Origin of the sequence: Halomonas urmiana, assembly GCF_005780185.1 — a bacterium.
GTDB classification, from domain to species: Bacteria; Pseudomonadota; Gammaproteobacteria; order Pseudomonadales; family Halomonadaceae; genus Halomonas; species Halomonas urmiana.
This window is the reverse complement of record NZ_VBUI01000010.1, coordinates 1-21,703: the sequence shown is the minus strand read 5'-3', so window position 1 is coordinate 21,703 and position 21,703 is coordinate 1. Positions and strand designations below refer to the sequence as shown.

The following is a 21,703-nucleotide window of genomic DNA, read 5'->3' as shown; positions in this document are numbered from 1 at the left end:
AACGTCGGAGCCACCATGAATTTCTTCGTCATTCTCGAGGGCGTCATCGCCTTCTTCCTGATCGCCGGCGGCATCTTCGCCTTCATCGGCTCGCTGGGCATGGCCCACCTGCGCGACTTCTACATGCGCCTGCACGGCCCTACCAAGGCGACCACCCTGGGGATCGGCTGCATCCTGATCAGCTCGATGCTCTACTTCTCGACCATCCAGAGTGAACCCGTGGTCCAGGAGATGCTGATCACCCTGTTCCTGTTCATCACCGCGCCGGTGAGCGCCCACCTGCTGGCCAAGACGGGGCTTCACCTCAAGCTCAAGCACGTGCCCAAGACCCGCGGCAAGCCCGTGGAACTCCATCGCGAGGAGGTCGGCGAGAAGCCCGTCCCGCACCCGGAACAGTGACCGCGATCATCGCTCCGGCGCGCCGCTAGATCCAGCCGCCGAGCTCGTTCTCGATCACCGAGAGCAGCGCGGCGATGTGGTCGTCGCGATCGTTCAGGCAGGGAACGTAGGTGAAGGTCTCGCCGCCGGCCGCGAGGAAGGCGGCGCGGATCTCCTCCTCGATCTCCTCGAGGGTCTCCACGCAGTCGGCCGAGAAGGCCGGCGAGACCACCGCGATGTGCTTCTTGCCCTGGCGGGCCAGCTCGGCGACGTGCTCCACGGTGGCCGGCCCCACCCACTCCTCGGGACCGAACTTCGACTGAAAGGCCGTCTGGATGGACGGCTCGTCCCAGCCCAGGCGTTCGCGCAGCAGGCGCGTGGTCTTCTGGCACTGGCAGTGGTAGGGGTCACCCTCCAGCAGGTAGCGCTTGGGCACGCCGTGGTAGGAGGCCACCAGCACCTCCGGGGGCGTCTCGGCGGCCTCATAGGCCTCACACACCGAGTTGGCCAGGGCGTCGAGATAAGCGGGATGCTCGAAGTAGGCCGGCACGGTGCGCAGGGACGGCTGCCACTTGAACTTCATCAGGGAGCGGAAGGCCTGATCGTTGGCGGTGGCCGTGGTCGGCGAGGCGTATTGGGGGTAAAGCGGGAAGAACAGGATCCGCTCGCAACCCTCGGCCTGCAGGCGGCGCAGCACGCTGTCGATGGAGGGATTGCCATAGCGCATGCAGAAGTCCACCACCACCCGGTCGCCGTGGCGCTCGCCCAGCCCCTCGGCCACCTTGCGGGTCTGCTCCCGAGTGATGGTCAACAGCGGGCTCTCGTCGCGCTCGGTGTTCCAGATCCCCCGATAGGCCTCGCCGGACTTGAAGGGCCGGCGCGAGAGGATGATCAGCTGCAGCAGCGGCTGCCACTTCCAGTCCGGGTAGTCGACCACCCGCTTGTCGGAGAGGAACTCGCTCAGGTAACGGCGCATCGACCAGTAGTCGGTGGCATCCGGCGTGCCCAGGTTGGCCAGCACCACGCCGACCTTGCCCCTGGGCACGGCGGGATGATCGGCGGGGGCATGGGGCGGACGATCCGCCCGGGGCTGGTCGTGGTCGGAGGCGGCGAGCGGCGTCTCGGGGGCGGCCATGGAGTCATCCTTGTGGAAGCACGAGTGAACAGGGTGTCGCTAAGTGCAAGGCAGGCTAAAGCCTACCATCGACAGACGCCATCGCGGAATCTAGTTATACTATAAAAACCATTTGTATAACTTCTGGTCAACTCATGCCCAAACCGCTGATCCTGGTCCTCGGCGACCAGCTGAGCCACGACCTCGCCAGCCTGCGCGACCTGCCGGACCAGGCGGTGATCGCCCTGTGCGAAGTGGGCGCCGAGACGAGCTACGTGCCCCACCATCCCCAGAAGATCGCGCTGATCTTCTCGGCCATGCGTCACTTCGCCGAGGAACTCCGCGAGCGCGACCACTTCGTGCACTACTGCGCCCTGGAGGACGACGACAACGCCCAGGATCTGATCGCCGAGGCAGAGCGTCTGGCCGCGGACTACGGCTGCGACGAGATCCGTGCCGTGCGCCCCGGCGAGTGGCGGCTATGGCAGGCGATGCACGAGCGAGCCGAGGCCGAGGTGCCCTGGCGGCTTATCGAGGACGATCGCTTCTTCAGCACCCCCGAGGCGTTCGAGGCCTGGGCGCGGGGCCGCAAGGCCCCACGCCAGGAACACTTCTATCGCCTGCTGCGCCGCCGCACCGGGCTGCTGATGGAGGGCGACGAGCCCGTGGGCGGGCGCTGGAACTTCGATCACGACAACCGCGAGCCGCTGCCCGACGCGATACACCCGCCGGCGCCACCCGAGCACCGCCATGACGCCACCACCCTGGCGGTGCTCGATCTCGTGGCCGAGCGCTTCGACGATCACTTCGGTCGCCTCGAGGGCTTCCACTGGCCGGTGACGCGTGACCAGGCGCTGGACGAGCTGGGGCATTTCCTCGAACACCGGCTGGCCCAGTTCGGCCGCCTGCAGGACGCCATCAGCGACCGCGAGCCGTTCCTCTACCACTCGCGGCTCTCGGCGGCGCTCAACCTCGGGCTACTCTCGCCCCGCGAGGTGTGCGAGGCGGTCGAACGCGAATACCACGAGGGGCGCGCACCGCTGAACGCCGCGGAGGGCTTCATCCGTCAGGTGCTGGGCTGGCGGGAGTACGTGCGCGGGCTCTACTGGACGCGCATGCCCGACTACAAGCGCGGCAACGCCCTGGGCGCCCGGCGCGGCCTGCCGAGCTGCTTCTGGGACGGCGAGACCGAGATGCGCTGCCTGCGTCGCGCCATCGAGATGACCCGCGACCACGCCTATGCCCACCATATCCAGCGGCTGATGGTCACCGGCAACTTCGCGCTGCTCTGCGACGTGGCGCCCGAGGCGCTCTGCGACTGGTATCTCGCCGTGTACGCCGACGCCTGCGAATGGGTGGAGCTGCCCAACACCCTGGGGATGGTGCTGCACGCCGACGGCGGGCTGATGGGCTCCAAGCCCTACTGTGCCTCGGGCAAGTACATCGATCGCATGTCGGATCACTGCCGGCACTGCCGCTTCGACCCGAAGCAGGCCACGGGCCCCGACGCCTGCCCCTTCAATAGCCTCTACTGGGACTTCCTCGAGCGTCACGCCGACACCCTGAGCGCCAATCCGCGCATGAAGCTGATCTACGCCGGCCTGTCGCGCATGAGCGATGCCAAGCGCGCGGCCCTGCGCGAACAGGCCGGGGCCTTTCTCGAGCGGCTCGATGCCGCGCCCGCCTATTCACCGGCCCATGGCCAGGGCGAACACCGGGCGGGCTACGGTACCGCCGAGGAGACACCGACATGACCCGACGCGCCACGCTTTCCGCCCGCGCCCCGGTGACCCTCTTCCACGACGGCCACTGCCCGCTGTGCCAGCGGGAGGTCGCCTGGCTGGCGCAGCATCCGCGCCGCGAGTGGGTCAGGCTGGTGGACATCCAGGCGCCGGATTTCGATGCCACACACCTCGACAGCAGCTTCTCGGCGATGATGGGCCGGCTGCACGTCCGCGACGAGGACGGGCGCTGGTACGTGGGCATGGACGCCAGCCGCGCGCTCTATGCGGTGCTGGGCTATCGTCGGTTGGTCTGGCTGAGCACCCTGCCGGGGATCGGCGGGATGATGGATGCGGGGTACCGCTGGTTTGCCCGCCGTCGTCTGCGCCTGGTCGCTGGCTCGCACGGCGGGGGAAGCGCTAGCTCAGGGAAGGAACTCGCTCACAAGCGCTGGTTCAGAAGACCAGCGGCATGCGCGAGGTCAGCGGGTCCTGATAGTGCGTCTCGCGCCCGATGACCTCGTCGTGGGGCACCTGCTGAACCAGGTAGGCGCGGTGGATGCCCGCCCGGCTCAGCTCGAGGTAGACGTCGTCCAGCGAGCGAAACAGGATCGGTTTGCCGGCGCGGGTCAGCATATGGCGGCCACCTTCCACGTCCTCGAGTTCGACCTGGTAGAAGCGGCTGCCGGCATGACCGATCACGCGCATCTCGAAATTGTCGTGGTGGGCCACGAAGGCCTTCAACGCCTGGAAATCCATGGGCCATCCTCCTGATGTCCGGTCGGTGATGTCGGTACACGCTCGGGACAGCCTGAAGCGCCCCGATGACGATCACGTGTCGCCGATGTGTCCTTCCAGTGACCCTGCCCCCCGCGCGAGGTTCCAGGCCTACTGATATTCGGAGGGATCGATGGCCTTGCCCAGGGAGTTGCGGTCGACCCACTTGCCGGCTTTGGTCTCCTTGTAGCGGAACACCACCTTGTCGCCGACCTTCACCGGGAGCTCGGAGTCCTCGGTCTGATAGCTGTAGGCCTCGCCATCCACCTGCAGGTGGTAGCGATAGAGGTCGGGCATCCCCAGCCACTCCTTGAAGGGACCTTCACGCTCCATCGACTGGAGCTCGCCGCGCCCCTCGAGTTTCGGGGTCCGCTGGCGATTGCCGCGTCGAAATCCGCCTGCCATGGTGTCTCCTGCTTGTGCGATTCAAGGGAACGGCATTATACGGGGCCGTCGACGGGACTCAAGGACGCCGTCACTCGCCGAATGCGTCGCGATAGCTGTCCGGCGCCAAGTCCTCGAAGCGAGTGTACTTGCCGATGAAGGCCATGTGCACCGTGCCGATGGGACCGTTACGCTGCTTGCCGATGATCACCTCGGCCAGCCCCTGATTGTCGGGATTATCCGGATTGTAGACCTCGTCGCGATAGACGAAGCCGATGATGTCGGCGTCCTGCTCGATGGCCCCGGACTCACGCAGGTCCGACATCACCGGTCGCTTGTTGGGACGCTGCTCGAGGGAGCGGTTGAGCTGGGAGAGCGCCACCACCGGGCAGCCGAACTCCTTGGCCAGGCCCTTGAGGGAGCGCGAGATCTCCGATATCTCGCCGGTCCGGTTCTCCGAGAAGCCCGGGATCTGCATCAGCTGCAGATAGTCGATCATGATCAGCCCCAGGTTGCCCTGTTCGCGTACCACGCGGCGGATGCGCGAGCGCATCTCGCTGGGCGAGAGCGCCGCGGTGTCATCGATGAACAGCTGCTTGTCCTTGAGCAGGTTGACCGCCGAGGTGAGGCGCGGCCAGTCCTCGTCCTCCAGCTGGCCGGTGCGCACCCGAGTCTGGTCGATGCGGCCAAGCGAGGAAAGCATACGCAGCATCAGCGACTCCGCGGGCATCTCCATGGAGAACACCATCACCGGCTTGTCGCTCGAGATCACGGCGTGCTCGACCAGGTTCATGGCGAAGGTCGTCTTGCCCATGGAGGGGCGCCCGGCAATGATCACGAGGTCTGAGGGCTGCAGGCCCGAGGTCATCTCGTCGAGGTCGCGAAAGCCGGTCGAGAGGCCGGTCATCTCGCCCTGCATGTTGAACAGCTCGTCGATGCGGTCGACCGCCTTGGTCAAGAGCTCGCTCATACCGATGGGGCCGCCCGACTTGGGCCGCTCCTCGCTGATCTGGAAGACCAGCCGCTCGGCCTCGTCGACCAGCTCGTCGGCGGGGCGTCCCTGGGGGCTGAAGGCGCCGTCGGCGATCTGGCTGGCCGCGCGGATCAGCTTGCGCAGGGTGGCGCGCTCGCGAACGATATCGGCGTAGGCGCGGATGTTGCTGGCCGAGGGCGTGTTGCGCGCCAGCTCGGCGAGGTAGGCGAGCCCCCCCACGGTATCCAGCTGGTCGCGCCCCTCCAGGGCCTCGGAGAGAGTCACCACGTCCAGCGGCCGCCCCGACTCGGCCAGGCCCGCCATGACGTTGAAGACCAGCCGATGCTCGTAGCGATGAAAGTCGTCCGCCACCAGGCGGTCGGCCACGTTGTCCCACGCCTGGTTGTCGAGCATCAGCCCGCCGAGCACCGACTGCTCGGCCTCCACGGAGTGGGGCGGCACCTTGAGGGCGGCGGTTTCCTGGTCGATGGCGGCGGGTTCGTTCATGGTGCGCGGACCTTCAGGAGGGAAAGGGGCAGGCTCATTCTACCCGATGGCGGGCAAGGCAAGAAAAGGGACAAAAAAGGGGCGAGGATTCGCTCCTCGCCCCCTCTTGTCGCGGCATGCCCCGAGGCGCATGCCGTCAACAGCGGCCTTACTCGGCCACCACCACCACGCGCACGGTGGCATCGACTTCGGCATGCAGGTGCAGGTCGATGTCGTACTCGCCGGTCTGGCGGATCGGGCCCAGCGGCATGCGCACTTCGCTCTTGGCAACCTCGATCCCGGCGCTGGAGATGGCCTCGGCCAGATCGCGCGAACCGATGGAACCGAACAGCTTGCCCTCGTCGCCGGCCTTGGAGACCAGAGAGAGCTCGATGTCGTTGAGCTGTTCGGCACGCGCCTCGGCCTCGGCCTTGCGCTCGGCGGCCTGGGCCTCTAGCTCGGCACGCTGCGCCTGGAAGGCCTCGATGTTGTCCTTGGTGGCCGGCACGGCCAGGCCGTAGGGCACCAGGTAGTTGCGGCCGTAACCGGGCTTGACGGTGACCTGGTCACCCAGACCGCCCAGCTTGCCAATCTTGTCGAGCAGAATGACGTCCATTCTCGTAAACCTCTTGTCAGTGGCTGCGGGCCAGTCGTCCACGGAAGTCCGCGAACGTGTCGATGAAGGCCATGAGCAGCACAATGAGAATCATGGGCCAGGTGGTGATCAGCAGCACATAGAAGGCGACCAGCCACAGCCCGTTCATTCCCTTCAATCCGATAACACCATGCACCAGCGCGATGCCGGCCACCAGCAGCGGCACCCAGGCCAGCATGCCCAGGGCAGGGAGCCCCAGCACGCCGCCGAGCACCCCGAGCATCACCAGCATGGCGAGCTCGCGGGGCAGCAGGCGCAGCGCGTGGAACTCCTCGCGGAACCCGCCCGGGTTGTAGAGCCCGGCCTGCCAGCCACGCGCCAGGGCCAAGCAGGCCACGGCGGCGAGCAGCACGATCAGCGCGGTCACGCCGCTGATCATCAGGCCGGCCAGATGCTCGGTATCCATGCCCTGGGCCGAGAGCTCGCTGAGCATCGCCGCGATATCCGGCGACCCCTGGCGCAGCTGCTCCAGCACGAAGGCAGCCCCGCCCGGTGGCAGGAAGATGCCCAGCTGGATCATACCCGCCCCGGCCAAGGTGCCGGCGATGATGGCCTCACCCCAGCTCAACCGGGCGCGCAGCACCACCGCCATCAACGTCACCAGCAGCACGCTGGCGAGCGGGATGACGTCTCCCTGGGTCCACCACAGGCCGGCGGGTGCCGCCGCGGCGAGAATCACCGGCAGCGAGGCGGCCATGCCCTGGCGCAGCGTGACCAGGCCCACCACGGCGGCACCCAGCCAGAACAGCCAGGGAATGGCGGTGCCCGCGGCGGCCCCCAGGGCCGCGTAGGGCGTGCCGCGCATCAACCAGCGGGCGACGGGCAACATCACGCGCCGTGCTTACTGGTGGCTGTCGGTGTAGGGCAGCAGCGCCAGGTAGCGTGCCCGCTTGATGGCGGTGGACAGCTGGCGCTGGTAACGGGCCTTGGTCCCGGTGATACGGCTGGGAACGATCTTGCCGGTCTCGGTGATGTAGGCCTTGAGCGTGTCCAGATCCTTGTAGTCGATCTGCTTCACGCCTTCAGCGGTAAAGCGGCAGAACTTACGGCGACGGAAAAAGCGTGCCATGGGAAGACTCCTTCAGAGGTGCGATGGGTGTGCTCAGGCGGATTCGGTGCTGCGCGGCTTCTCGTCGCGGCGAACACGCTTTTCTTCCACCGGCTTCATCATCGGAGAGGCCTCGGTGACGGCTTCCTTGGCGCGAACCACCAGGCTGCGGATGATGGCATCGTTGAAACGGAAGATGTTCTCGATCTCGTCGAGGGTCTCGCCGCTGCACTCGACGTTCATCAGCACATAGTGAGCCTTGTGGATCTTGTTGATCGGGTAGGCCATGTGGCGACGGCCCCAATCTTCGAGGCGATGCACGGTGCCGCCGTTCTCGGTGACGAGGCCGGTGTAGCGCTCGACCATGGCCGGGACCTGCTCGCTCTGGTCCGGGTGGACCATGAAGACGATCTCGTAGTGACGCATGGGATCTCCTTGCGGTTTGGCAGCTTCCACAGTGACGACCTCGGGTCGCTCAGGGGAAGCAAGGAGTGATTGTCATAAAGACAGGAATGCCCGCTCGCAGGACGAGCGGGCGCAGGTATTCTAAAGAGTGCGCGCCGAAGGCGCAAGCGCCGAGCGCCGAGCGCCGAGCGCCGAGCGCCGAGCGCCGCAGGATGATGCCTGCACCACTACGGTCATCAACAGGACCCCCGCCGGGCGCATCGCTCGACGAGGTGTCTCATGCCATCTTCGACACTTGCCGCCCGCTGCCAGTCAGCAGGGCGCTAGGCGCTTGTATCTCGGCGCTGCCTGACCGCCTCGAAGAGGCAGATTCCAGTGGCCACCGAGACGTTGAGGCTGGAGACGCTGCCGGCCATGGGCAGCTTGACCAGGGTGTCGCAGGCCTCACGGGTCAGCCGTCGCATGCCCTTGCCCTCGGCGCCCATCACCAGGGCCGCGGGGCCGATGAAATCGGCCTCATAGAGGCTCGCCTCGGCCTCGCCGGCGGTGCCGGTGATCCATACCCCGAGCGCCTTCATCTTGGCCAGCGTCCGCGCCAGGTTGGTGACCTGGTAGACCGGCATGCTCTCGGCGGCCCCGCAGGCGACCTTGCGCACCGCGGCATTGAGCGGTGCCGCCTTGTCCTTGGGCACGATGACGCCGTGGACCCCGGCGGCATCGGCACTGCGCAGGCAGGCGCCGAAGTTGTGCACGTCGGTGACGCCGTCGAGCACCAGTAGCAGCGGCGGTGCCACATGGGGCCAGCCCTCGAGTCGCAGCCAGAGCGACGCCTCGCCCTCGAAGGCGAGCGGCGTGGCGAAGGCGATGATGCCCTGGTGAGAGGCGCCCTGGGCGAGCTGGTCGAGCTCGTCACGGGAACGCGACTGCAGGCGTGCGCCCCCCTGGCGCGCGGCCTCGACCAGCTCGGCCAGGCGGGCGCCGGCGCTGCCCTCCTGCACCCAGACCTCACGGGGCGTCTCGCCGCGATCGAGCAGCGCCCGCACCGCGTGGACGCCGAACACGGCCTCGAGCCCGCCGGGTGTCGACGGCGCCCGACGCGGCGCCCCGCGCGACGCGCGCGGCTTCCTGTGCCCTGCCGCCATCAGCCGCGGCCCTTCGACCGCCGCGGGCCACGGCGACGCTTGCCGCCCTTGCCCGACTTGTCATCGCCGACCTTGTCGGCGCCGCCGCTGCCGCGAGGCTTGCGCGGCTGACGCTTGGGGCGCGGCTTCTCGTCGGCCAGCTCGAAGTCGATCTTGCGATCGTCCAGGTCGACGCGGGCCACCTGCACCGAGACACCATCGCCGAGGCGATAGCTCATCCCGCTGCGCTCGCCCTTGAGACGATGCTTCTCGGGCTCGTAGTGGTAGTAGTCGGAGGGCAGCGAGGTGACGTGCACCAGCCCCTCGACGTACACCTCGTCGAGGCGCACGAAGATGCCGAACTGAGTCACCGAGGCGATGCTGCCGTCGTAGACCTCGCCGAGCTTGTCGGACATGAACTCGCACTTGAGCCAGTCCTCGACGTCGCGGGTGGCATCGTCGGCGCGGCGCTCGGTCATCGAGCAGTGCTCGCCGAGCTCGAGCATCTGCTCGAAGGTATAGGGCGACCACTTGCTCGGCGGCTCGACCGCGGCGTCCTCGGCGCGCAGCACGGTATTGGTCTGGCGTGGCCCACGGATCACCGAGCGGATGGCGCGGTGGACCAGCAGGTCCGGATAGCGGCGGATCGGCGAGGTGAAGTGCGCATAGGCCGGATAGGCCAGGCCGAAGTGGCCGTCGTTCTGCGGCGAATAGACCGCCCGGCTCATCGAGCGCAGCATCACGGTCTGGATTACGTCGGCGTCATCGCGGCCCTTGATGGCCTCGGCCAGGTCGCGATAGTCCTGCGGGCTCGGGTCATCGCCGCCCGGCAGCGACAGGCCCAGCTCGTTGAGGAACAGGCGCAGCTTGTCGAGGCGCTCCGGCGAGGGCTTCTCGTGGATGCGATAGAGCGCCGGCAGGTCGTGCTTGTCGAGGAAGCGCGCCGTGGCGACGTTGGCCGCCAGCATGCACTCCTCGATGATCTTGTGGGCGTCGTTGCGGCTGCGCGGCACGATCTTCTCGATCTTGCGCTCGTCGTTGAAGACGATCGCCGTCTCGGTGGTCTCGAAGTCGATGGCCCCGCGCTCCACGCGAGCCTCGCGCAGCAGCCGATAGAGCGAGTGCAGGTTCTTGAGCGACGGCACCAGCTCGCTGTACTCCTCGCGCAGTGCCTCGCCCTGCTCCCCCTCGTCGTCGAGGATGTCGGCGACCTTGTTGTAGGTCAGGCGCGCGTGGGACTGGAACACCGCCTCGTAGAAACGGTAGCGGCTGATCGCCCCGCTCTGGGAGATGTTCATCTCGCAGACCAGCGCCAGGCGATCGACGGCCGGGTTCAGCGAGCAGAGCCCGTTGGAGAGCAGCTCCGGCAGCATCGGCACCACCTGCCCCGGGAAGTAGACCGAGTTGCCGCGGGTGATCGCCTCCTGATCCAGGGCGCTACCCGGACGCACATAGTGGGAGACATCGGCGATGGCCACCAGCAGCTTCCAGCTGCCCGACTTGGTCTTCCAGGCGCAGACGGCGTCGTCGAAGTCCTTGGCGCTCTCATCATCGATGGTCACCAGCGGCACGTGACGCAGGTCGATGCGATTCCCCTTGTCCGCCTCGGCCACCTCGGCCGACATGCCGGCGATCTGGTCATGGACCTCTGGCGGAAACTCGGCGGGAATCTCATAGCTGCGGATGGCGATATCGATCTCCATCCCCGGGTCCATGCGCTCGCCGAGCACCTCGAGCACCTCGCCCACCGGCTGTACCCGAGTCTCGGGCTGCTGAGTGATCTTCGCGGAGATCACCTGGCCATCCTGAGCGCCACCGCAGGCACTGTGGGGGATGATGATCTCCTGGGTGATGCGCGAGTTCTCGGGGATCAGCACCCCGAATTCCGGGGTGTTGGCCCGGTAGACGCCGACGATCTCCTGGGTGTTGCGCGCCAGCATCTCGACAATGGTCGCCTCGTCACGCCCGCGGCGATCGCGGCCGCTGACCCGCACCAGCACGTGGTCGCCGTGGAAGACCCGCCGCATCTGGCGGGGCGGCATAACCAGATCCGGTTTCTTGCCGTCATCGCGCAGCAGGAAGCCGAAGCCGTCACGATGCCCCAGCACCTTGCCCTTGATCAGGTCGAGCTTGTCGATCAGCGCATAGGCGTTGCGACGGTTGCGCAGCACCTGACCATCGCGCTCCATCGCCGCCAGGCGACGCCGCACCGCCTCCTGGAGATCCTCATCCTCGAGACCCAGTTGCTGGCTCATCGCCTCGTGGGTCAGCGGCTTGCCGGCCTCTTCGAGGCGCGCCAACAGGTATTCTCGGCTGGGTGCAGGCTTGTCGTACTTGTGAGCTTCGCGTTTCGCGTGCGGATCGTCGCTGAGCGTCCAGTGGGTCATGCGGAGGGCATCCTTGGCGGCATCATGAGCAGCGTGATCGAAAGGGCGCGGGGACGGCGGCGTCCAGCGCGTGTCATCTGGCGTTTCAAGTAGTTTATCATGCGCGCAGTATAGCGCTGGCGCCCCCATCACCCAAGCATGGCGGCGTCACGAACCCCCGGCCGGCAACAAAAAAACCGCCTTTTTCACCCCCCGGGCGCTTGCATCGCCGAACGAATCCGGTACCATACGCCTCGCCTGCCCAGATGGCGGAATTGGTAGACGCGCTAGCTTCAGGTGCTAGTGTCCTTACGGACGTGGAGGTTCAAGTCCTCTTCTGGGCACCATCGATATCCCCTCGCTCGCCGATCGGATATCCGGGAGTTCTCTCCCACGCTCTTTGTCAGCTCGAGTCACTCGTGTTCGCCCAGGTGGCGGAATTGGTAGACGCGCTAGCTTCAGGTGCTAGTGTCCTTACGGACGTGGAGGTTCAAGTCCTCTCCTGGGCACCATCGCTCACGCGATGATCCCGAACACGACGACAGCATGATGCGCCCAGGTGGCGGAATTGGTAGACGCGCTAGCTTCAGGTGCTAGTATCCTTACGGATGTGGAGGTTCAAGTCCTCTCCTGGGCACCACTACTCGCGTCATGCAAACGAGACTTACATCGATGCCATAAAGGAAACCGCGACACTGGATCGCGGTTTTTTTGTGCCTGTCGTTCTGTCTCTCAGACGCCCTTTCCTCGGATATGCCCCCTCCTGGGATAACCGCCACCGGGAGCGTCGACCGCTCAGAAGCGCCCGGGCAGCCTGGCCACCGCCTCGAGGCCCCAGCCGGCGGTGTCGACCCGCCCCTCCAGGGCCTCGGCCGCCGCCGGCGCGAGCCGCGGCAGGAAGTCCAGGCCGGTGCGCACCTCCACCTCGTCGATGCTCACCAGGAAGTCGTCCAGCGGCTCGTCGCCGGAGACCCGCTGCGGCATGATGAAGGCCAGCGCCCGGGGCTCATCTCCCGGCACCACCAGGATCTTGTAGAAGGCCTCGGGCACCTCCACCAACCCGACGCGGTTGAGCACGTTGTCCTGGAAGCGCTCGGGGAAGATCGGCCCGGTGATCACCTGCAGGGCGGCGAAGCGCGGCACGAAGTGATCCATCACCACCTCCTCCAGCCGCTGCCAGAGGCGCCGATTGAGCGCGGGCCGCTGGGGCGACATATTGCTCATTAGGAAGGTATCGCGCTGGGCCCCGCTGCCATGAACCGCCGCGATGGCATAGTTGGGCGCGAGATGGCCGCGGTCGTAGCCGCTGCCGAAGTAGCTCTCCGTGGAGATCGGCCAGAGCGCCCGCCAGTCGCGGCGAAAGCCGGGGCGCGGCCCGGCGGCAGGATCCTCGACTCGGCGCAGCTGGTAGCCGACCCAGAGCGGGTTGACGCGAACATCGGACCAGCCCACCAGGAAGCCGTCGTTGCGCAGCACGCGATGGAAGGTCAGCGGAGTGAGATCCTGCCAGGTAGTGACGCCCTGCCAGCTCAGCTCGTCGCGAAGCTCACGCTCCTGGAGGTGCCACAGCCCCGTGGCGACCGCCAGGAACAGGGCCGTGATGCCGAAGCGACGCACCCGATGCCGCCAGCGGTGGCCACCGCGCCCTCGTCTTGCTGCCATGTCTGCACCGCCCCTGTTCGTTCACGACGAGTCCTGCGGCCGCCGGGCCTCCCCCGCGCCCCTCACCAGCCCAGCGAGAACATGGTCTCCAGATCATGGCGGGAGTGAACCTGCATGGCGTTGAGGGTCTCGGTGTCGCGGATGCCCTCGACGGCATTGAGGCGCCCGGTGACCAGCTCAGCGAGGCTCTCGAAGTCGCGGGTTCGCGCGATGGCCACCAGATCGTAGCGACCGCAGGTGGAATAGACCTCGCTGATCCCCTCCACGTCGGCCAGCCGCTCGGCCACGGCCTTGACCTGGCCCTGCTCGGCATTGATCAGAATCACGGCATTCTGCATCGCACTTCTCCCTGCTCAAGGCGCTGTCGCGCGCATAGGTTCCGGTCGGCCGGGGGCCACCGCAGCTGGCGCGAGTATAGCAGCGCCGGCGCGGGCACTGCACCGACGCCAGGCCGACCGTCGACTCACGCGTTACACCCACGCGGCCGCGCGGCGGATTGCCGCACTGCCCCCAAGCGATTCGCGATGCCTCATTCAGTTGACTACCATGGAGCGGTCGAACTCCACCGGCGAACGCCGGTCGGAACAGGGGTGGTGCAACGCGCCATCCGTCGCGCCAGACGCGACACGCAAGACCCGAGCGGCAAGACTCGGAAAGCAAGCCACAGAACAGACAGTGCTCGAACCTAAGAGCCTGCTAGAAGCGCGGGCACCAAGCATGCCCCGCCACGATTCGTCCCTACCGTGATGACAAGGAGAGACCATGGCCGACCGCAATCGTCGTGACTTCATGCGTAACAGCCTGCTGGGCCTCGCCGCCCTGCCCCTGGGTGCCGGCATCCTGTCGAAGAGCGCCTTCGCCCAGGACCTGCCCGCCCTGGACCCGAGCGCCGAGCAGGCCAAGGCCTTGAACTACGTCAAGGTCGCCAGCGAGGCGAGCGATCACCCTGCCTACGAGGAGGGCGAGGAGTGCCAGAACTGCATGTTCTACCAGGCGGATAGCCAGGGCTGTCAGCTGTTCCCCCAGAACAGCGTCGAGCCCGGCGGCTGGTGCCAGTCCTGGACGGCTCAGGCCTGATACCTCGCCGTCCGCCAACACCCCAAGACCCGCGCCTTGGCGCGGGTCTTTTTTGTTCAGGCCCACTCGTTCAAGGACCGTTCACTGCCGGGCCGTGGCGCGTGTCGGTGCAGAGACCCGAACGCCGGCCGTCAGTCGCGGCGTTCCTCCTCGGCCAGGGGCCAGTGATAGCGGCGCACCACCTCGTCGTCTTCCACGGACTCCAGCCGAATCGGGAAGCCCCACAGCTGGTGGAGGTGACGGATCACCGGATAGACGCTGCGCGCCAGCGGACGCCGACTGTCCTGGACATGGCGCAGGGTCAGCGAGCGGTCGCCGCGGATATCCGCCGCGTAGATCTGGATATTGGGCTCGCGCACGGCCAGGGCGTACTGAGTGGCCAGGGAGTCGCGAATGCGCCGGTAGCCACGCTCGTCGTGGATCGCCGCCACCTCCAGCATCTCCTCCTGATCATCGTCGACCACCATGAACAGCTTGAGGTCGCGCATCACCTTCGGCGAGAGGAACTGCTGGATGAAGGACTCATCCTTGAAGTTCTTCATCGCGAACTCCAGGGTCTCGCGCCAGTCGCTGCCGGCGGAGTCGGGGAACCACTCGCGATCCTCCTGAGTCGGGGCCTCGCAGATGCGCTTCAGGTCGGTGAAGATGGCGAAACCCAGCGCATAGGGGTTGATGCCGCTGAAGTAGGGGCTGTCGAAGGCCGGCTGCTGGACCACCGAGGTGTGCGACTGCAGGAACTCCAGCATCAACCCCTCGTCCACCAGCCCCTCGTCGAAGAGCCGATTCATCAGGGTGTAGTGCCAGAAGCAGGCCCAGCCCTCGTTCATCACCTGAGTCTGGCGCTGAGGATAGAAGTACTGGGCCAACTTGCGCACGATGCGCACCACCTCGCGCTGCCAGGGGGCCAACAGCGGGGCATTCTTCTCGATGAAGTAGAGCAGGTTCTCCTGGGGCTCGGGAGGATAGCGTCCGCCCCCATGCAGGCCCAGCGGGTCCTCCTGGTCGACCATGCCGGGCAGGGCATCCGCGGGCAGCTGCCCGGGAATGGTCCGCCACAGCATGTTGACCTGGGCCTGGAGATGCGCCTCACGCTCCGCCTGTCGGCGCGACTCCTCCGCCGCGGAGATCGGCGAGGGCCGTTTGTAGCGATCGACCCCGTAGTTCTGCAGGGCGTGGCAGGCATCCAGCAACTGCTCCACCGCCTCCACGCCGTGACGCTCCTCGCACTCGCTGATGTACTTCCGGGCGAACACCAGGTAGTCGACGATGGAGGAAGCGTCCGTCCAGGTACGGAACAGGTAGTTACCCTTGAAGAAGGAGTTGTGGCCATAGCAGGCGTGGGCCATGACCAGCACCTGCATCATCAGGGTGTTCTCCTCCATCAAGTAGGCGATGCAGGGGTCGGAGTTGATGACGAGCTCGTAAGCGAGCCCCATCTGGCCGCGGCGATAGGCCTGCTCCACGGCCAGGAACTGCTTGCCGAACGACCAGTGGTGGTAGCCCACCGGCATGCCCACGCTGGCGTAGGCGTCCATCATCTGCTCGGTGGTGATGACCTCGATCTGGTTGGGGTAGGTATCCAGGCGATACTCATCGGCCAGGCGAGCGATCTCGTGCTCGAAGGCGTCGAGGATCTCGAAGTTCCAGTCGGAACCGGTGGCGATGGGCTGACGTCGGGTCATGCTGCCTCCTCAGGCCGCCTCAGAAGGCGGCTCGGCGCTTGAACAGCTCGCGGAAGACCGGGTAGATGTCGCCGGCCTCGACGATCTGGCGCATGGCGAAGCGGGCGTCGTACTCGGCCTCGACGCGCTCGTACTCCTCCCACAGCGCCTGGTGGGCATGAGGCGTGATCTCCACGTAGGTGAAGTACTGCAGCCGCGGCATCAGGCGCTCGACCAGCAGCTTGCGACAGGTGACGGAGTCGTCGTCCCAGTTGTCCCCGTCCGAAGCCTGGGCCACGTAGAGGTTCCACTGCCCAGAGGGATAGCGCGCCTCGATGATCTCGTCGACCAGGGTCAGGGCGCTGGAGACGATGGTGCCGCCGGTCTCCCGAGAGTAGAAGAACTCCTCCTCGTCGACCTCCTTGGCCGCGGTGTGGTGGCGCACGAAGACCAGCTCGACTTTCTCGTAGTTGCGCTCCAGGAACAGGTAGAGCAGCAGGAAGAAGCGCTTGGCGATGTCCTTGTGGGCCTGGGTCATCGAGCCCGAGACGTCCATCACGCAGAACATCACCGCCTTGCTCGACGGCTGGGGCTGGTCGACCAGGTTGTTGTAGCGCAGGTCGTAGGTGTCGATGAAGGGCACTGCCTCGAGGCGCTTCTCCAGCCGCTCGATCTCCTCCTTGAGGGCGTTGATGCGTGCCGGATTGCGCAGCACCGGGTCCTTGCGCTCCTCCTCGGCCAGCGCCTCCATGGCCTCACGCAAGGCCCGGCGAATCGGCGCGCGCATGGCGATGCGCCGCGCCTGAGCCTCGCGCATGGAGCGCACGATGTTGATGCGCGCCGGCGTCCCGTCCCGGGAGACCCCCGCCCGCACCTGGCGCACCTCGTCGAGGTCCACCAGGTTCTTGCGCTCCAGGTGGGGCAGCTCCAGGCCGTCGAAGACGAAGTCGAGGAACTCCTCCCGCGAGAGGGTGAAGGCGAACTCGTCCATCCCCTCACCCTGGTTGGAGGCGCCGCCCTCCCCCGAGCCGTCGCCGCCGCCTCCGCCGCCGGGGCGACGCAGCCGGTCCCCTTCGACGAACTCCTTGTTGCCGGGAGCAACGATGGTGCGCTTGCCCCCAGGGCCGTGCTGAAAGACCGGCTCGGAGATGTCCCGCGTCGGGATCGAGACCTTCTCGCCCCGCTCCATGTCGGTGATCGAGCGGCGATTCACCGCCTCCTCGACCGACCGCTTGATATGGGTGCGGTAGCGGTCGAGGAAGCGCTGGCGGTTCACCGCGCTCTTGTGCTTGGCATTGGCTCGTCGATCGATGAAATAGGTCATGGCGACCTCCTCGCCCTACTGCGACTTGCGCACCCGCAGGTACCACTCGGAGAGCAGCCGCACCTGCTTCTCGGTGTAGCCACGGTGGACCATCCTCGCCACGAAATCCTCGTGCTTCTTCTGATCCGAGGTCGAGGCCTTGGCATTGAAGGAGATCACCGGCAGGAGCTCCTCGGTATTGGCGAACATCTTGTGCTCGATCACCCCCCTGAGCTTCTCGTAGGACTGCCAGCTGGGATTCATGCCGTTGTTCTGGGCACGGGCCCGTAGCACGAAGTTGACCACCTCATGACGGAAGTCCTTGGGATTCGAGATGCCGGCCGGCTTCTCGATCTTCTCCAGCTCCTCGTTGAGGGCTTGGCGGTCGAGGAACTCGCCGGTCTCGGGATCGCGATACTCCTGATCCTGGATCCAGAAGTCGGCATAGGTGACGTAGCGATCGAAGATGTTCTGGCCGTACTCCGAGTAGGACTCGAGGTAGGCGGTCTGGATCTCCTTGCCGATGAAATCGACGTAGCGCGGCGCCAGGAACTCCTTGATGAAGCGCAGGTAGCGCTCGAAGGTCTCCCTGGGCAACTGCTCCTGCTCCAGGCGCTGTTCGAGCACGTAGAGCAGGTGCACCGGGTTGGCCGCCACCTCGTGGTTATCGAAGTTGAACACCTTGGAGAGAATCTTGAAGGCGAAGCGCGTCGAGAGCCCCTCCATGCCTTCGTCGACGCCGGCGCTGTCGCGATACTCCTGGATCGACTTGGCCTTGGGATCGGTGTCCTTGAGGTTCTCGCCATCGTAGACCCGCATCTTGGAGTAGATGCTCGAGTTCTCGGGCTCCTTGAGCCGCGAGAGCACCGTGAACTGGGCGAGCATGCGCAGGGTATCCGGGGCGCACGGCGCCTCGTTGAGCGACGAGTGCTCGAGAAGCTTCTTGTAGATGTTGATCTCTTCGGTGACCCGCAGGCAGTAGGGCACCTTGACCATGTAGACGCGATCGAGGAAGGCCTCGTTATTGCGATTGTTGCGGAAGGTCTGCCACTCGCTCTCGTTGGAGTGCGCCAGCACCACCCCGTCGAAGGGGATCGCGCCCATGCCCTCGGTGGGATTGTAGTTGCCCTCCTGGGTCGCCGTCAGCAGCGGATGCAGCACCTTGATCGGCGCCTTGAACATCTCGACGAACTCCATCAACCCCTGGTTGGCGCGACACAGCCCGCCGGAGAAGCTGTAGGCGTCCGGGTCATCCTGGGAATAGAGTTCGAGCTGGCGAATGTCCACCTTGCCGACCAGCGAGGAGATGTCCTGGTTGTTCTCGTCGCCGGGTTCGGTCTTGGAGATGGCGATCTGGTTGAGCCGCGAGGGGTAGAGACGCACCACCCGGAAATGGGAAATATCACCGCCGCTCTCCTTGAGCCGCTTGGCGGCCCAGGGCGACATCACGCTCTTGAGGTAGCGCTTGGGAATGCCGTACTCCTTCTCCAGCAGCTCACCATCCTCCTCGGGGGAGAACAGCCCCAACGGCGACTCATAGACCGGAGAATCCTTTATGGCATAGAAGGGCACCTTCTCCATCAGCAGCTTGAGGCGCTCGGCCAGCGACGACTTGCCGCCGCCCACCGGCCCCAGCAGGTAGAGGATCTGCTTGCGCTCCTCCAGCCCTTGGGCGGCGTGACGGAAGTAGGCGACGATCTGTTCGATGGCCTCCTCCATGCCGTAGAACTCGGCGAAGGCCGGATAGCGGCGAATCACCTTGTTGGAGAAGATGCGCGACAGCCGCGAATCCTTGGCGGTGTCGATCACCTCCGGTGCGCCGATGGCCTCCAGCATCCGCTCGGCAGCAGTGGCATAGGCCACCGGATCTCGGCGACAGAGTTCCAGATACTCCTGCAGGCTCATCTCTTCCTGCTGGACGCGAGAGAAGCGGTTCTGCACATGGTCGAAGATGCTCATCGATACCTCCTTAAAGCCCGATTCCCCGGCAACGACGACATGGTGATGATAAAGCCGGGATGGGGTCTCTTAAGCGTAGACAGCATCAGCGGATAACGGTTTAGCTCACCAATCAACGCTCCCGAGCCCTCAACACTGAGAGCCCGCGAGCGTCCGTCGGTTCATGAAGATTGTCGAGAGATTAAACGCTGCAACGACGCTGGCCGCCGGCGGCATCGGCGGCCAGCGGACAGGGATCGACGCGGGGCGCCGTTCGGGGGCGGGGTGAGAGGTACGACGCGAAGCGCGGCGGGAGGCTCACCATCGTGGGTGCCGCTCGCCGCCTCAGAGTCCCGCGGCGAGGCGAGTGCCCTGGGCGATGGCCCGCCGGGCATCCAGCTCGGCGGCCTCGTCGGCGCCGCCGATCACATGCACGCCCACGCCGGCCGCGCGCAGCGGCTGAAGCAGTTCGCGCACCGACTCCTGACCGGCACACACCACCACGGTATCGACCTCGAGCCGGCGCGGCTCGCCCGCGATGCGCAGTGCCAGGCCGTCGTCGTCGATGCCGACGTACTCGCAGTCGGCGATCGCCTCAACCCCGCGGTGAGCCAGTGAGGCACGATGCACCCAGCCAGTGGTCTTGCCGAGCCCCTTGCCGGGCCGCGAGGCCCGGCGCTGCAGCAGGAAGACCCGGCGCGGGGTCGCGGGCGGGCGCGGCGCCTTGAGCCCGCCGCGATCGGCCATGGCCAGGTCGACACCCCATTCATCGCACCAGGTCGCGACATCCCGCGAGGGGTGACCGGCATGCGTCAGCAGCTCCGCCACGTCGAAGCCGATGCCACCGGCGCCGATGATCGCCACCCGCGCGCCGACCCGTTCGGGATGGGTGATGGCCTCGGGGTAGCTCATCACCATGGCATGATCGATGCCCGCCAGCGCGAGTCGGCGGGGACGCACGCCGGTGGCCAGCACCACGGCGTCGAAGGCCCGCAGGTCCTCGACATCCGCCTCGACGTTCAGCCGCACCGCCACGCCGTGCTTGTCGAGCATCGTCCGATAGTAGCGCAGGGTCTCGTCGAACTCCTCCTTGCCGGGGATGCGCCGCGCGTGGTTGAACTGGCCACCCAGTTCACCGGCCCGCTCGAAGAGCGTCACTGCATGGCCCCGCTCGGCGGCGGTCACGGCCGCGGCGAGCCCCGCCGGGCCGCCACCCACCACGGCGACGCGCCGCACGCGCTCGGTCGGCGTGACGACGAGCTCGGTCTCGTGGCAGGCGCGAGGATTGACCAGGCAGGAGGTGAGCCGCCCCTCGAAGACCTGGTCCAGGCAGGCCTGGTTGCAGGCGATGCAGGTATTGATCTCGTCGTCTCGCCCGGCGGCGGCCTTGCTCACCCAGGCCGGATCGGCCAGGAAGGGGCGTGCCATGGAGACCATGTCGGCATGCCCCTCGGCCAGCACCCGCTCGGCCACCTCGGGCATGTTGATGCGGTTGGTGGTGATCAGCGGCACGCTGAGTGCTTCGCGCATGCGACGCGTCACCTCGGTGAAGGCGGCGCGCGGCACGCTGGTGACGATGGTCGGCACCCGCGCCTCGTGCCAGCCGATGCCGGTATTGATCAGGTCAACACCGGCGGCCTCAAGGGCACGCCCCAGGGCCAGGACCTCCTCGAAGGTACTGCCCTCCTCCACCAGATCGATCATCGACAGCCGGAAGATCAGCAGGAAGTCGCTCCCCACCGCCTCACGGATGCGCTTCACGATCTCCACCGGGAAGCGCAGGCGATTCTCGAAGCTGCCGCCCCAGGTATCGTCGCGATGGTTAGTGCGCGGACAGAGGAACTGGTTGATGAGATAGCCCTCAGAGCCCATCACCTCGACGCCGTCGTACCCGGCCTGCCGGGCCAGGGTCGCGCAGCGCACGTAGGCCTCGATGCGCTCCTCGACCTCGTCGGTGGTGAGCGAGCGCGGCATGAACGGCGTGATCGGCGACTGGATCGCCGACGGCGCCACCAGCTCCGGGGTATAGGCATAGCGGCCGGCATGCAGGATCTGCAGGCAGATGCGTCCGCCGGCCTCGTGCACGCCCTCGACCACGCGGCGGTGATCCGCCAGCTGATCCGACCGCTCCAGGGTCGCGGCACCCTGGAAGACGGCGCCTTCGGTGAGCGGCGCGATGCCGCCAGTAACGATCAGTCCCACTCCCTCCCGGGTCCGTTCGGCATAGAAGGCCGCCAGCCTCTCGAAGCCGCCGGGGGCCTCCTCGAGGTTGGTATGCATCGAGCCCATCAGCACCCGGTTGGGGAGCGTCAGATGGCCGACCCTCAAGGGGCGGAACAGCTGGGGGTAAGCACTCACGGCGGGATCCTCATGGTCGAAACGGCGACGATTTCAAACAACTGTATGATAGTCACGGCGCAGGACGCAAAGGCTCATCGCAGGTTCTTGCGAAAAGCATGCAAAACGACGAGGGAGGAGAAGACGAAAAAGAGGACGTCGGAAAACGACACAGCCCCGAGGCCGGAAAGGCCTCGGGGCTGAAGAATTCGTGTGCAGATGGCGGACCGGACGGGACTCGAACCCGCGACCTCCGGCGTGACAGGCCGGCATTCTAACCAACTGAACTACCGGTCC

The 21,703-nt window shown here is 66.4% G+C and carries 20 protein-coding genes and 4 tRNA genes; 7 read left to right on the top strand and 17 right to left on the bottom strand.

Annotated features, from left to right (window positions below; genetic code table 11):
• Positions 1-15 precede the first annotated feature (15 nt).
• Positions 16-399, top strand: coding sequence for a Na+/H+ antiporter subunit G (locus tag FEI13_RS07765; protein WP_138180979.1), 384 nt, complete (start codon positions 16-18; stop codon positions 397-399).
• Between the two features lie 25 nt (positions 400-424).
• Here FEI13_RS07765 and hemH read toward each other — a convergent pair whose 3' ends face one another.
• Positions 425-1,513, bottom strand: coding sequence for a ferrochelatase (gene hemH, locus FEI13_RS07760; protein WP_138180978.1), 1,089 nt, complete (start codon positions 1,511-1,513; stop codon positions 425-427).
• Positions 1,514-1,647: 134 nt separating this feature from the next.
• Between hemH and FEI13_RS07755 the strand changes: the two genes are divergently transcribed.
• Together FEI13_RS07755 and FEI13_RS07750 are read left to right on the top strand one after the other, a co-directional pair.
• A complete protein-coding gene (locus FEI13_RS07755; RefSeq protein ID WP_138180977.1) occupies positions 1,648-3,246 on the top strand; it encodes a cryptochrome/photolyase family protein in 1,599 nt (532 codons plus the stop codon).
• The gene (locus tag FEI13_RS07750; protein ID WP_138180976.1) at positions 3,243-3,731 is read left to right on the top strand and encodes a thiol-disulfide oxidoreductase DCC family protein; all 489 of its coding nucleotides are present in this window, start codon (positions 3,243-3,245) and stop codon (positions 3,729-3,731) included. Before FEI13_RS07755 ends, FEI13_RS07750 begins: the two co-directional genes overlap by 4 nt.
• Here FEI13_RS07750 and FEI13_RS07745 read toward each other — a convergent pair.
• The 9 genes from FEI13_RS07745 to rnr form a co-directional block, all read right to left on the bottom strand.
• Positions 3,670-3,972, bottom strand: coding sequence for a DUF6482 family protein (locus FEI13_RS07745; RefSeq protein WP_138180975.1), 303 nt, complete (start codon positions 3,970-3,972; stop codon positions 3,670-3,672). The two genes, FEI13_RS07750 and FEI13_RS07745, sit on opposite strands and share 62 nt — an antisense overlap.
• Before the next feature lie 129 nt (positions 3,973-4,101).
• Positions 4,102-4,395: a hypothetical protein gene (locus FEI13_RS07740; protein ID WP_108445063.1), complete on the bottom strand. Its 294-nt coding sequence runs from the start codon at positions 4,393-4,395 to the stop codon at positions 4,102-4,104.
• A gap of 70 nt (positions 4,396-4,465) precedes the next feature.
• The gene (gene dnaB / locus FEI13_RS07735) at positions 4,466-5,854 is read right to left on the bottom strand and encodes a replicative DNA helicase (RefSeq protein WP_138180974.1); all 1,389 of its coding nucleotides are present in this window, start codon (positions 5,852-5,854) and stop codon (positions 4,466-4,468) included.
• 148 nt (positions 5,855-6,002) lie between these two features.
• Positions 6,003-6,449, bottom strand: a complete 447-nt coding sequence (rplI, locus tag FEI13_RS07730) for a 50S ribosomal protein L9 (protein WP_138180973.1) — start codon at positions 6,447-6,449, stop codon at positions 6,003-6,005.
• A gap of 16 nt (positions 6,450-6,465) precedes the next feature.
• The gene (locus FEI13_RS07725) at positions 6,466-7,317 is read right to left on the bottom strand and encodes a hypothetical protein (RefSeq protein WP_138180972.1); all 852 of its coding nucleotides are present in this window, start codon (positions 7,315-7,317) and stop codon (positions 6,466-6,468) included.
• Between the two features lie 12 nt (positions 7,318-7,329).
• Positions 7,330-7,557 carry a 30S ribosomal protein S18 gene (gene rpsR / locus FEI13_RS07720; RefSeq protein WP_016853668.1) on the bottom strand — a complete coding sequence of 76 codons (228 nt, stop codon included), beginning with the start codon at positions 7,555-7,557 and terminating at the stop codon, positions 7,330-7,332.
• Between the two features lie 33 nt (positions 7,558-7,590).
• Positions 7,591-7,962 carry a 30S ribosomal protein S6 gene (gene rpsF, locus FEI13_RS07715; protein WP_089847456.1) on the bottom strand — a complete coding sequence of 124 codons (372 nt, stop codon included), beginning with the start codon at positions 7,960-7,962 and terminating at the stop codon, positions 7,591-7,593.
• 302 nt (positions 7,963-8,264) lie between these two features.
• On the bottom strand, positions 8,265-9,083 hold the full coding sequence (gene rlmB, locus FEI13_RS07710) for a 23S rRNA (guanosine(2251)-2'-O)-methyltransferase RlmB (protein WP_138180971.1): 819 nt from the start codon (positions 9,081-9,083) through the stop codon (positions 8,265-8,267).
• Complete coding sequence (gene rnr, locus FEI13_RS07705; protein ID WP_138180970.1) at positions 9,083-11,449, bottom strand: ribonuclease R; 2,367 nt, start codon at positions 11,447-11,449, stop codon at positions 9,083-9,085. Before rnr ends, rlmB begins: the two co-directional genes overlap by 1 nt.
• 239 nt (positions 11,450-11,688) lie before the next feature.
• Between rnr and FEI13_RS07700 the strand changes: the two genes are divergently transcribed.
• The 3 genes from FEI13_RS07700 (at position 11,689) to FEI13_RS07690 (ending at position 12,068) form a co-directional block, all read left to right on the top strand.
• Positions 11,689-11,775 (top strand) — tRNA-Leu (locus FEI13_RS07700).
• A 78-nt stretch (positions 11,776-11,853) separates the two neighbouring features.
• Positions 11,854-11,940 (top strand) — tRNA-Leu (locus FEI13_RS07695).
• Positions 11,941-11,981: 41 nt separating this feature from the next.
• Positions 11,982-12,068, top strand: a tRNA-Leu gene (locus tag FEI13_RS07690).
• A 155-nt stretch (positions 12,069-12,223) separates the two neighbouring features.
• Here FEI13_RS07690 and FEI13_RS07685 read toward each other — a convergent pair.
• Both FEI13_RS07685 and FEI13_RS07680 read right to left on the bottom strand, forming a co-directional pair.
• Positions 12,224-13,090: a DNA/RNA non-specific endonuclease gene (locus FEI13_RS07685; RefSeq protein WP_138180969.1), complete on the bottom strand. Its 867-nt coding sequence runs from the start codon at positions 13,088-13,090 to the stop codon at positions 12,224-12,226.
• A gap of 62 nt (positions 13,091-13,152) precedes the next feature.
• Positions 13,153-13,428, bottom strand: a complete 276-nt coding sequence (locus FEI13_RS07680) for an Lrp/AsnC family transcriptional regulator (protein WP_138180968.1) — start codon at positions 13,426-13,428, stop codon at positions 13,153-13,155.
• Between the two features lie 424 nt (positions 13,429-13,852).
• Between FEI13_RS07680 and FEI13_RS07675 the strand changes: the two genes are divergently transcribed.
• Positions 13,853-14,167: a high-potential iron-sulfur protein gene (locus FEI13_RS07675; RefSeq protein WP_138180967.1), complete on the top strand. Its 315-nt coding sequence runs from the start codon at positions 13,853-13,855 to the stop codon at positions 14,165-14,167.
• 131 nt (positions 14,168-14,298) lie between these two features.
• Here FEI13_RS07675 and FEI13_RS07670 read toward each other — a convergent pair whose 3' ends face one another.
• The 5 genes from FEI13_RS07670 to FEI13_RS07650 all read right to left on the bottom strand — a co-directional run bounded on the left by FEI13_RS07670 (position 14,299) and on the right by FEI13_RS07650 (position 21,703).
• On the bottom strand, positions 14,299-15,849 hold the full coding sequence (locus FEI13_RS07670; protein ID WP_138180966.1) for a SpoVR family protein: 1,551 nt from the start codon (positions 15,847-15,849) through the stop codon (positions 14,299-14,301).
• Between the two features lie 19 nt (positions 15,850-15,868).
• A complete protein-coding gene (locus tag FEI13_RS07665; RefSeq protein ID WP_138180965.1) occupies positions 15,869-17,152 on the bottom strand; it encodes a YeaH/YhbH family protein in 1,284 nt (427 codons plus the stop codon).
• A 15-nt stretch (positions 17,153-17,167) separates the two neighbouring features.
• Positions 17,168-19,090: a PrkA family serine protein kinase gene (locus tag FEI13_RS07660; RefSeq protein WP_138180964.1), complete on the bottom strand. Its 1,923-nt coding sequence runs from the start codon at positions 19,088-19,090 to the stop codon at positions 17,168-17,170.
• 324 nt (positions 19,091-19,414) lie between these two features.
• Complete coding sequence (locus FEI13_RS07655) at positions 19,415-21,427, bottom strand: NADPH-dependent 2,4-dienoyl-CoA reductase (RefSeq protein WP_138180963.1); 2,013 nt, start codon at positions 21,425-21,427, stop codon at positions 19,415-19,417.
• Between the two features lie 199 nt (positions 21,428-21,626).
• Positions 21,627-21,703 (bottom strand) — tRNA-Asp (locus FEI13_RS07650).